Genomic DNA, 11,635 nt, shown 5'->3' on the forward strand with positions numbered 1-11,635 from the left:
TCATCAACCTTGGGTGATGTCTCCTATCGTCGACATGACGATCCTGGCTTATCAGAAAAAGTGATTGCAACACTGATGCCGCACGATCTGGGGAAGTTCACAACCGCATCGTCATCTCGACGATAGGAGAGGTCTCCCGAATATTGATCTGATCGTGACAGTTTGTGTGCGCTGGAGAATTAAAACTTTAATTAAACGACACTTCATTGTCAATTGTCAATTCTCCATTATCAATTAACTCACAAGCACATCGCCTTTCATTTCCGGAGGTATTGGCAATCCCATCATAGTTAATATTGATGGAGCAATATCCCCTAATTTGCCGGGCTTCACTGTGCCGTGCCAGTTCTTGTCAATTACAAACAGAGGAACCAGGTTTAAAGAGTGTGCTGTGTTAGGAGAACCATCAGGATTTACCATGTAGTCAGCATTGCCATGGTCTGCTGTCAGGAAGATAGTATAACCATGCGCCAGTGCAGCGGTAACAACACGCTCAACACATTTGTCAACTGTTTCAGCAGCTTTTACTACCGCAGGAAAAACACCTGTGTGGCCCACCATGTCGGTATTTGCATAGTTGAGCACAATAAAATCAGCAGATTCTTTTTCAATTTCAGGAACAAGTTTATCTGTCAATTCGTAAGCGCTCATCTCTGGCTGAAGGTCATAAGTGGCAACTTTAGGAGATGCTGCCAGTATGCGGCTTTCACCTTCAAATGGCGTCTCCCTTCCTCCGCTGAAAAAGAATGTAACGTGCGGATACTTTTCAGTTTCAGCAATGCGGATCTGTTTCTTGCCATTGGCTTCCAGCACCTGTCCAAGTGTGTTGTTCAGGTTGTCATTTTCAAACACTACCTCAACATGCTGGAATGTTTTGTCATATTCCGTCATGGTTGTGTAGTGCAAGTTCAGCTTGTGCATACCAAAATCAGGGAAATCCTGCTGCGTAAGCACTTGTGTAATTTCGCGGCAACGGTCAGTGCGGAAATTGAAGCAAAGTGCAACATCGCCATCCTTAATGGTGGCCAGTGGTTGCTGCGCTTCATTTACAATCACAATTGGTTTAATAAATTCATCTGTTATATCTGCTGCATAAGATTGTTCAATCGCCGCAATAGCATCAGTTGCTTTTGGTCCTTCACCTTTTGCAATAGCATCATAAGCAAGCTTAACTCTTTCCCATCGTTTGTCACGGTCCATTGCATAATAACGGCCGCTAACAGTTGCAATTTTGCCGGTGCTTGAATTCAAATGCTCCTGCAATTCCTTTATAAAACCAAGACCGCTTTTTGGGTCGGTATCACGGCCATCAGTAAATGCGTGGATGTAAACTTCTTCCAGGCCTTCATTCTTGCAAAGCGTTGTTAAAGCTTTTAAGTGATTGATGTGTGAGTGCACGCCACCATCACTCACCAGCCCCAATAAATGGAACGGCTTTTTATTTTCTTTTGCATAACGGATAGATTTTAACAAAACTTCATTTTTGAAGAATTCACCATCACGTATTGCAACATTAATTCTTTGTAATTCCTGGTAAACTATGCGTCCTGCGCCCAGGTTTAAATGTCCTACTTCACTGTTACCCATTTGTCCGTCGGGCAAACCTACTGCTTCACCACATGTAACTAAGGTTGTATTAGGGTATTTGCTATAAAGACTGCTCACAAAAGGAACATTGGCGTTCTGTATGGCATCGGCTGCCTTAACCTTTCCAAGACCCCAACCGTCCATAATGATCAGTATTGCTTTTTTATTATTTTCCATGCGCTATGAATTTTGCTGCGCTAAGCTACACATGAATTTTGAATTTTTGTTTACCATCTGTTAAGGCTTTTGTTTAATATGAGTAATTGGCATATTTTTAGCTCCAAATAAGATCAAAATAAAAAATGAAAAGTTTTTTGTACGCGGCGGGGTTGGTAATGGTATTATGCTCTTTTAGCATATCTACTGATAGTGACGGAATTGTTAATGCATTGAAAAAAGGCAACGCTGATATGCTGAGCGCTTATTTTGATAACATTATTGATGTTAAACTCCCCGGAAAAGATGAAGTGAAAGGAATAGGAAAAAATCAGGCAACTATTACGCTGAAGGACTTCTTTACCCAAAATCGCATAAATGATTTTGAACTCACTTCTCAGCGGGAAATGAGCGGAACAATGTATATGGCCGGAAAACTAAAAAATAATGCTAACGGCTACAACATTACGCTGATGATGAAGAACCGGGGCGATAAGCTCTCGATAATAACCATCCGGATCAACTAATTTAGATCCCGCCACTACGGCGGGATTTTTTGTAAGCACACCTTGATATTTATCACACGCTCAGATGAATGAATCCCTACCTTTGCGCCAAAATTTTAGCTATATGGATTACCGCATAGAAAAAGATACTATGGGCGAAGTGCAGGTACCCGCCCAGGTTTATTGGGGTGCTCAGACACAACGCAGCATCGAGAACTTTAAAATTGCGCAGGATATTAATAAGATGCCCAAGCCAATTATCCAGGCTTTTGCTTATTTGAAAAAAGCAGCAGCTTTAGCGAATTTTGAGTTGAATGTATTGCCGGTTGAAAAAAAGGACGCCATCGCCAAAGTTTGTGATGAGATACTGGAAGGAAAACTGGATGATCAGTTTCCGCTGGTGGTTTGGCAAACAGGGAGCGGCACCCAAAGCAACATGAACGTGAATGAAGTGGTTGCTTACCGTGCACACGTGTTAAACGGCGGTCAGCTTACTGATAAGGATAAATTCGTTCACCCGAATGATGATGTAAACAAATCCCAGTCTTCTAATGATACATTTCCTACCGCAATGCACATTGCTGCATATAAAATGCTGGTAGAGACAACAATTCCAGGTATTGAAAAACTGCGTGATACCCTTGCTGAAAAAAGCAAAAAATTCATGCACGTTGTGAAGATTGGCCGTACGCACTTTATGGATGCAACGCCGTTAACCCTTGGCCAGGAGTTCAGTGGTTATGTTGCACAACTTACGCATGGCCTGAAAGCGATCAAAAATTCACTGGCACATCTGAGTGAACTGGCTCTTGGCGGAACTGCGGTAGGTACAGGAATTAATACGCCGGCTGGCTATTCTGAACTGGTTGCTAAGAAAATTGCTGAATTAACTGGCTTGCCTTTCATTACTGCTGAAAATAAATTCGAGGCACTTGCTGCTCACGATGCTATTGTGGAGGCACACGGCGCACTGAAGACTGTTGCTGTTAGCCTGATGAAAATAGGAAATGATGTTCGTATGCTGTCCAGTGGTCCACGCAGCGGCATCGGCGAAATCCATATTCCTGACAATGAGCCGGGTTCTTCTATCATGCCCGGAAAAGTAAATCCTACACAGTGCGAAGCTTTAACAATGATCGCGGCGCAGGTATTGGGTAATGATGTTGCTATCAATATCGGCGGTGCTACCGGTCATTTTGAACTGAATGTGTTTAAACCGGTGATGATCTTCAACTTCCTGCATAGCGCAAGACTGATCGGTGAAGGCTGCATATCATTCAACGATAAATGTGCGGAAGGAATTGAGCCGATTGAAGCAAACATCAAAAAACATGTCGATAACAGCCTGATGCTGGTTACCGCGTTAAATACTAAGATCGGTTACTATAAGGCGGCTGAAATTGCGCAGAAAGCACACAAGGAAGGAACGACGCTAAAAGAAATGGCATTGAAACTTGGCTATCTGACTTCAGAAGAATTTGATGCATGGGTTGATCCGATTAAAATGGTTGGAGAGTTGAAATAGTTCTCAGTTCAAATAACTCAATAGAAGTAGGCTGCATCCAAAAAAAGATGCAGCTTATTTTTGGGGCTTAACCGAGGGTTAAGAAAAAGAGAAGTTATGAGTCAGGAATGCTTAATTTGGTAGCAATAACTGCCATATAATGCAACTAAAACATTGTTTCTTCGTTCTGCTGCTATTTGCTTTTTCTGCGGCAACTGCGCAAACGGAAGGTTTTTCTATTACTGAAGCAAGTAAAAAGCAACCTTCACTTGATGGTAAAGCCAGTAACCAGGATTATTTGTATGTAACAGCCGGCGACAGGTTGTATGCAATCGGCAATCAACAGGGAAATTTTCCTTCAGTGGGTTTCCATATTCCAGGAGAAATGGGTGGGATCTGGCAACATCCTATAAAGCTATTAAATGGCTTTGGGTTGGCTATCCGCAAAGCCGGTTCTGCAGATTTTCATAAACTGGAAAAAGCAGACCATTTTAAAACATATCCCTTCACTACATCTTTTTCTTACGAGCTGCCTGACGAAGGTTTAAGCATAACAAGAACACAGTTTGTTCCCGACGCCACGCCGGTTTTAGTTGTTGAATATGCTATTCACAACAATGGACAAGAAGACGCGGCGTTCAATCTCTTGTTTAATGCAACAATTAATCTGTTGCCTACATGGTTGGGGGATCGTGCCGGAATGATTGACGGGAAGGATGAGTTAGCATCTGCCGACGATAATAAAGGAATGTACTTTATAAAAGATCACAACAACACCTGGTTTGCAGGTATAGCTGTAGAAGGTGCAAAAACTAATCTGCAAAAGCAGGAAGGAGCAGGTAATACTTTAAATGCCGCATTTGCTTCGGATTTACGTGTGCGAAAAAACAGAACAGCCTACGTCCGGTACTTTATTTCCGGTTCAATAAATAATGCACGAGAGGCGGGAGGAATGATCTCTATTGTAAGAAACGATCTTGCCCGAATGTTTTTTCAAAAAGCCATGCGTTATGAGGTGATTGCGAGACAGGCGCATGTCTCTATTCCTGACACCTTGCTACAACAGGCTTATGAATGGGGAAAATATAATTCCGATTGGCTGGTGCGCGATGTCCCGGGAATGGGCAGGGCAATGAGTGCAGGTTTGCCGGATTATCCCTGGTTCTTTAGCAATGATCAGGCTTATACTTTTCGCGGACTTACGGGCACAATGCAACCTTCGTTATTCTACAGCTCGTGGAAAATGCTGAAACAACTTTCAGATAAAACGAATAATGGCAATGGAAGAATTATGCATGAAGCATCTACCAACGGCGCCGTTTATGATAAAGGCCGGATGGAGGAATCACAGCTGCATATCATTGCCGCATGGCATATTTTTAAGTGGACAGGCGATCTGGATTTTCTAAAAGAAAACTATGCTTATGGTAAAAAGACCTGGGATTGGTTACAGCAACACGATACAAACAAGAATGGTTATATAGAAGGATATGGCGGGGTTGAAATTGAAGGCTTAAATGAGGAAATGCTGGATGTGCAGGTGCACACCCAGAAATTTCTCGCCTGTATGTCGGCTATGGCAAGGCAATTGAGTGATGAAGCAAGTGCGCAGATTTACGCGCAAAAGGCGGATTATTTAAAATCAAAGATCAATACGGAGTGGTGGCTGCCGGAGGAAGGCCGTTATGCCGATTTTATTACTTCACGAGGAAAAGCGCTTACAATAATCGATACCGCCCTGAGTAAACGTGTTCATACAGGCAGGAACGAATGGGCAAGAAAAAAACTGAGTGACCTGCGGAGACAAATTGCCGACGGAAGCTACCGCGATAAGGGTTACGCAGTTTATTACAACACACCCGGAATTTTGCCTGCCGAAACCGGTATAGTTGACACCGCGAGAGCGAGGGAAATGTTTAAGAAACTGAGCTTCTTTACCAATAAATTTGGTTTATACATAGCCGGCATCGAACGGCCGGATGATATTTCAACAGACGAAGGTTCTTTTGCACACGACAGTACTTTTACCTACAACAGGGCTGTTATGACAATAGCGACTTCGACGGCCGCCATTGCCGCTTGCAAATATGGTTTGGCAGATACTGCCCTGGCTTATATCCATAAGATCCTGAATACCTTCGGTTATGCGACGCCCGGAACTACTTACGAAGTGTCTCCTGATTATGGCATGTTTGTTCAGGCGTGGAATACAACGGGAATCAATATCCCGTTAATTCAGTACTTTTTTGGAATTGACCCTGATGCGTACAACAAACAGATTGCCATCAGGCCACTCATGCCATCTAAATGGAATAAAGCAAGCATTGGCGATGTTATTATCGGAGATGCCAGGCTTTCTTTTGACTATAGCAGGAATAAGGATCAAACTACTTATATGATCAAGATAAACAAGGAAGGATGGACGATCAATGTAGCATTGCCGGCCGGCGTGCGCGCCGCCACAGTGAACGGAGTTGAGCAACAGGCAAAAGACGGGATGATCCTGCTGGATAAAAACAACAATGTCGTAGTTTTTTAGACTGGATCTGCGTGGAAATTGGCCGGGATCTGTTGTTTTATCATTTGTTTGAATCAGCATCCTTAGTACCTTCGTTTTTCACCGTTCATAACCTACAACTATGCCTGTTCGCCCTCACACTTACTATGATTTTACAATAAGCTTGTGTCCGGTATGTCTTAAAAGAGTAGATGCTAAAATTGTATTTGAGGATAGCCAGGTCTTTATGCTGAAGAAATGTAATGAACATGGATCGTCGAAAGTGCTTATTGCAACAGATATTGAATATTACAAAAACATCCGCAATTATAACAAGCCTTCAGATATGCCACTTCGGTTTAATACGTCCGTGCATTATGGCTGTCCGTATGATTGCGGTTTGTGTACCGATCATGAACAACATAGTTGTTTAACTGTAGTTGAAATTACCGACAGGTGTAATCTTACTTGCCCAACCTGTTATGCCATGAGCTCGCCACATTACGGCCATCATAGAACGGTGGAAGAAGTAGAAAGAATGCTGGACAAGGTTGTGGCGAATGAAGGTGAGCCCGATGTGGTACAGATAAGCGGAGGAGAACCTACGCTTCATCCCGACTTTTTTACCATTCTGGATATAGCCAAACAAAAGCCAATCCGCCATTTGATGGTCAATACCAACGGCATGCGAATTGCGAAGGACAAGAAGTTTGTTGAGCGGTTAGCAACCTACATGCCGGATTTTGAAATTTATCTGCAGTTTGATTCTTTTAAGCCCCAGGCATTAAAACATCTCCGGGGTAAAGATCTTTCAGCTGTGCGGTTAAAGGCATTGGAAAATCTGAATGAGTTCGATTTGTCAACCACGCTTGTTGTCACGTTGCAGAAAGGACTGAATGATGATGAAATGGGACAAATTATCGAGTTTGCCTTACAGCAACGTTGCGTGCGGGGTGTTACTTTTCAGCCAACCCAAATTGCCGGAAGGCTGGACGGCTTTAATCCTGCAACGGATAGAATAACACTCACCGATGTTCGCACCAAAATTCTGGAGCAAACAAAGATCTTTCAACCCAATGATCTTATTCCTGTTCCCTGTAACCCGGATGCTCTTGTAATGGGCTATGCGCTGAAGTTGGGCGGACAAGTTTTTCCTATGACGCGCTATGTTGATCCTGCACATCTTTTAAATAATAGCCGGAACACAATCGTTTATGAACAGGATGAGCAGCTTCATCAGCATATGCTGAAAATATTCAGTACCGGTATTTCTGTTGATCGTGTTGGAGATGATTTTAAAGAGTTGTTGTGCTGTCTTCCTCAAATACATGCGCCGGGGTTGAACTACGACAACCTTTTTCGCATCATCATCATGCGCTTTATTGATGCATACGATTTTGATGTGCGTGCAATTAAGAAAAGCTGTGTGCATATAGTGCATAAAGATGGACGGATCATTCCTTTTGAGACAATGAACTTGTTTTACAGGGATGAAAAACAAGAATATGTGAAAGAGCTGCGGGACCAGATACATGCGGTTCCTCAATAGCATCAGTAGCCTCAAACCAATGATATGAAACCATTGCAATTTCCCTACAAAGTACTTTTGGCAAATATTGTAGTAGCCATAATCTTTTCTTTTCTCTACATCCTTTCACAAAAGAGTGGACCTCGCGATGGCTTTGGGATAATTTTCGGTCTTACCTGCCTGCTCTCCGGCCTGATTAATTTATTTCTGGGGCTTGTCTTTATTTTCATTAAAGAAAGAGACTGGCGCGTTGGCTTTTTTATAAGCAGTGCCGTGCTTTTTGTGCTGAGTGGTATATCTTGCGGAAGTAGTTTCTGAAATTAATAAAGACTAACTTATGACCAACACAGAAGATTTTAAACAATCGCTTTCATTTAATCAGCCTCCCGCGGGCTTGAATGTGTATCTGGAATCTTTGTGGTATGATGGCAAGGGGAATTGGGATAGGTCGCATGAGGTAATACAAGATGTGCCGGATAAAACTGCATCCTGGATACATGCTTATCTGCACAGGAAAGAAGGTGATATCTGGAATGCAGACTACTGGTATGGTAAGGCTGGGAGAACCCGTCCCGCAGTAAGTCTGGATAATGAATGGGAGACACTTGTTGAATACTGTTTAGGAATCTGACTTCCATTCTGACCGGCTTTTGGTATCGCCTTGTCCTTCGTTTACTATTTTATTGCAGACAACAAATGTTGAAGGTTATTTCTCAAAATGCTTGCAAAGGAGGTAAATAATTATTACCTTTTACTAACCCCCGTAAATAGTCCTTTTTTACCTCACCTTCATAAACAAGTTCTCTATGAAAAAGTTATTTATTTTATTGCTTGCCCCTGCCTTCGTCTGTGCTCAAAAAAATGTTATCTCTGTTGACAGGATTACTCCTAAGGCGGATAAGATCATGGAATTTGAAAAAGCCGTATCTAATCACATCCAGAAATACCATACAGGTAACTGGAAGATGCATGTATTTGAAGTGCAAACGGGTCAATATGCCGGAGCTTATGACCTGATTGAAGGCCCAAATACCTGGGATGATATTGATGGCCGCAAAGATCTAAGTAAGGAACATACCGAAGACTGGATGAAAAACATCGCACCGTTAACATCCGACCGTACCTTCGCAGCATTTGGTGTTTATAAGCCTGAATTAAGTTCTGGCAGTCCCCAGGACAGTGCTACAAAAATCTACCTTACGCACATTACCGCAAAACCCGGTAAGGTTACCAAGGTTACCGATATGATTAAGACAATGAAGACAATGTGGGATAAGGATAATCAAAGTGTTGGGGTATACCAGATGATGCTTTCCGGAGAACCTGGTTTTACCATTGCATACAGGCTAAAAGACGGGCTAAAAGAAATGGCAGATGGTTACAGAAAGCCCTTACCGGAGAGGTTTAATGCAGCCAACGGCGACGGCTCATTTGATAAGTTCCTGACAGATTTTGCCGATGCAGTGCAAAGTCGTTGGGATGAGTATGTAATCCTTCGGGCAGATCTTAGTTCTAAATAGGTCTTTTTATTAGCGTGCGGGAATGGCATAAAACTGTATCAATTTTTATGAAGTGCATTGTATGCCTGTCCCAAAGAAAAACCCGCAGTATGTTTTAAACTGCGGGTTTGCTTTCTCGTATTATTAGTTCGATTATTTTTCTCTTACACTTACAGAAATGCGTCTGTCTTTTTGCTTCTCTTCGTCAGGAGCATTGGCTGCAGCTTTCGCGAGCTGTGAGCCATAACCTTCGGCACCAGTCAATTGTGCAGTGTTTACTGAATGTCCTTTTAATGCTTCAACTACTGCATTAGCGCGGTCTTGTGATAATTTTTGATTAGCAGCGTCGTCACCTGTTTTGTCTGTATAACCACCTATTTTGATCTTAACCTTAGGATAAGCTTTCAAAATAGCAGCAATATTTTGGATCTGTGCATGACTTTCCGGAGTGATTTCTGCGCTTGCAGATTTGAAGTTCAGGTTGTCGAAATCAAACCATGTGTCTTTGCTTACTTTAGCGGTGCTATCATTTAAAAAAGCCACCAGTTTATCTTCTATACCACCTTTATATGCATTTAATTCAGTTCCGTCAGGCAATTTAACCTTAATGCTTTCAGCTTTGTGTTCAGCAGGGGCCGGAGCTGGAGTAGCATGTCCCGCATTTTCAGTGTCATGCGCCTTTGTTGCTTCATGCTCTGCACCGCCTGGTTTAAAACTTCCGCTGCAATTCATCATTATCATCAGGAAGAAAAATACAGTGACAAAGCTTAAAAAAGCAGTCAGCGTAAATTTTTTTGTGTCAGTTGAATCAAATTCATGATGTGACATAGGTATCTGTTTTTAGTTATTTGAGCGCACAAAATAATAAAAATAGTCAATAGTGAATAGTCAATGGTGAAAGGTGCATCCTTTTACGTAGTCGCAAACATCTGAAAATAGAAAAACTTTTAGTTGGATAATTTTAGGCTGCTAGTGAATAGTGAATGGTCAATAGTGAATGGTGCATCCTCTTACGTAGTCACAAACATCTGAAAGTATAAGAACTTTTCGTTAGATAATTTTAGGCTGCTAAAAATTGAATCAATTTAAATGAAATGCATTGCAAGTTTCATCTTTCACTATTGACTATTCACTTTTCACTATTGACCATTCACTTTTCACCAATCAAAATTGATCATTGCAAATAAAAAGTGTGCAAGCTCCACCTTTCACTATTGACCATTCACTTTTCACCATACAAAACTGCTCATTGTAAATGAAATGAGTTGTAAGCCGCACCTTTCACTATTGACCATTCACCCTTCACTATAAAAACCTCATCATATTCAACACAAGATCCGGATCCGGACAATTACCAAGATACTTGTCTGCTTCACTAAGACGACAAACACCCGGATAATCGCCTTGCTGTAGTTCCATATCAACAATCACCTGGAAATGAAGATGTGGTGGCCAGCATCCATTTTCATGCACATTACCGAAACGGGCGATCTGTTCACCGTGAGTTATATACCTGCCTTTTTGCAAACCTGCTAAATCAAGTAAAGAAAGATGTCCGTACAAAGTATGAAATACAACACCATCAAGTTGATGCTGTAAGATTATGGTTGCGCCGTAATCTCCTTTATTGTTGTTGTTGGCAAAGCTGTGAATGCTTCCTCCCATCGGAGCGAAAACTGGCGTACCGGCTTTACCCCATATGTCAATTCCCAAATGAAGTGTGCGTGATTCTTCAACCAGCATCGCAGGTTCATTTTTATTCTTTTCAAACAGGTTAAACTGGTTGTACACAGTTCTGTTCTCTTTGTATCCACCAATGCCGTACAAGGCATTGCTTTCGGATAAGAGTTCGTTTACATAACTACAGAAGTGGTTTATATCCTGCATCACTTCCGTTGTAAGCTGGCGGTTATTTGCCGTCAGACCCATCTGCAGCAACTTGTCCTTCGACGGGTCAAAGGGTACAACCTTGTGAAAGGTATTGCGATATCTTTTTAATAATCCGGAAATCATAAAAGCTATGAGCTGTCAGCTATAAGCTATCAGCTGTTGTTCAGTTTTAATCAACGTAATTATCTTTTCAAGTACGAATTACGAAGTACGAAGTACGTCAGGTGCATCAGGTTGTTTTTTTCAAACACTCTTAAAACAACAATCATCATGACCGATCCTGTATATGCATTCGCACATTCTCACAGCCGAGCATTCGGACAATTAGCATATCCGCAAATTTACCAGCGCGCCTTCATTTTCAATTGTCCCTTTTCAATTATCAATTCAGTCGCACATTTGGATATTCACACATCCTCACATTCATTCGCACATCCGCACATTCTCATATCCGCACATTGACGCGCC

General features: G+C 42.0%; 10 protein-coding genes. 7 read left to right on the forward strand and 3 right to left on the reverse strand.

Going from position 1 to position 11,635, the window contains the following annotated elements; all coding sequences use genetic code 11:
• Positions 1-234 precede the first annotated feature (234 nt).
• Complete coding sequence (gpmI, locus tag QTN47_RS23180; protein WP_369331822.1) at positions 235-1,764, reverse strand: 2,3-bisphosphoglycerate-independent phosphoglycerate mutase; 1,530 nt, start codon at positions 1,762-1,764, stop codon at positions 235-237.
• A 125-nt stretch (positions 1,765-1,889) separates the two neighbouring features.
• On the opposite strand from gpmI, the gene QTN47_RS23185 reads away from it, so the two are divergent.
• The 7 genes from QTN47_RS23185 (at position 1,890) to QTN47_RS23215 (ending at position 9,298) form a co-directional block, all read left to right on the forward strand.
• Complete coding sequence (locus tag QTN47_RS23185; RefSeq protein ID WP_369331823.1) at positions 1,890-2,270, forward strand: DUF4783 domain-containing protein; 381 nt, start codon at positions 1,890-1,892, stop codon at positions 2,268-2,270.
• Positions 2,271-2,373: 103 nt separating this feature from the next.
• A complete protein-coding gene (gene fumC / locus QTN47_RS23190; RefSeq protein ID WP_369331824.1) occupies positions 2,374-3,774 on the forward strand; it encodes a class II fumarate hydratase in 1,401 nt (466 codons plus the stop codon).
• A gap of 139 nt (positions 3,775-3,913) precedes the next feature.
• Positions 3,914-6,292, forward strand: a complete 2,379-nt coding sequence (locus QTN47_RS23195) for an alpha-L-rhamnosidase-related protein (protein WP_369331825.1) — start codon at positions 3,914-3,916, stop codon at positions 6,290-6,292.
• 100 nt (positions 6,293-6,392) lie between these two features.
• Positions 6,393-7,799, forward strand: coding sequence for a radical SAM protein (locus QTN47_RS23200; RefSeq protein ID WP_369331826.1), 1,407 nt, complete (start codon positions 6,393-6,395; stop codon positions 7,797-7,799).
• A gap of 24 nt (positions 7,800-7,823) precedes the next feature.
• Positions 7,824-8,096 (forward strand): hypothetical protein, encoded by a 273-nt coding sequence (locus QTN47_RS23205; RefSeq protein ID WP_369331827.1) that lies wholly within the window; start codon positions 7,824-7,826, stop codon positions 8,094-8,096.
• A 19-nt stretch (positions 8,097-8,115) separates the two neighbouring features.
• Positions 8,116-8,409, forward strand: a complete 294-nt coding sequence (locus tag QTN47_RS23210; protein ID WP_369331828.1) for a hypothetical protein — start codon at positions 8,116-8,118, stop codon at positions 8,407-8,409.
• A 175-nt stretch (positions 8,410-8,584) separates the two neighbouring features.
• Positions 8,585-9,298 (forward strand): hypothetical protein, encoded by a 714-nt coding sequence (locus tag QTN47_RS23215; protein WP_369331829.1) that lies wholly within the window; start codon positions 8,585-8,587, stop codon positions 9,296-9,298.
• Between the two features lie 132 nt (positions 9,299-9,430).
• On the opposite strand, the gene QTN47_RS23220 is transcribed toward QTN47_RS23215, so the two are convergent.
• Both QTN47_RS23220 and QTN47_RS23225 read right to left on the reverse strand, forming a co-directional pair.
• Positions 9,431-10,105 (reverse strand): OmpA family protein, encoded by a 675-nt coding sequence (locus QTN47_RS23220; protein ID WP_369331830.1) that lies wholly within the window; start codon positions 10,103-10,105, stop codon positions 9,431-9,433.
• 477 nt (positions 10,106-10,582) lie between these two features.
• Entirely contained in the window at positions 10,583-11,290 is a 708-nt protein-coding gene (locus QTN47_RS23225) for a peptidoglycan DD-metalloendopeptidase family protein (RefSeq protein ID WP_369331831.1), read from the reverse strand.
• Positions 11,291-11,635: the final 345 nt, after the last annotated feature.

The sequence above is a fragment of the Danxiaibacter flavus genome, assembly GCF_041060425.1.
Taxonomy (GTDB): Bacteria; Bacteroidota; Bacteroidia; order Chitinophagales; family Chitinophagaceae; genus Danxiaibacter; species Danxiaibacter flavus.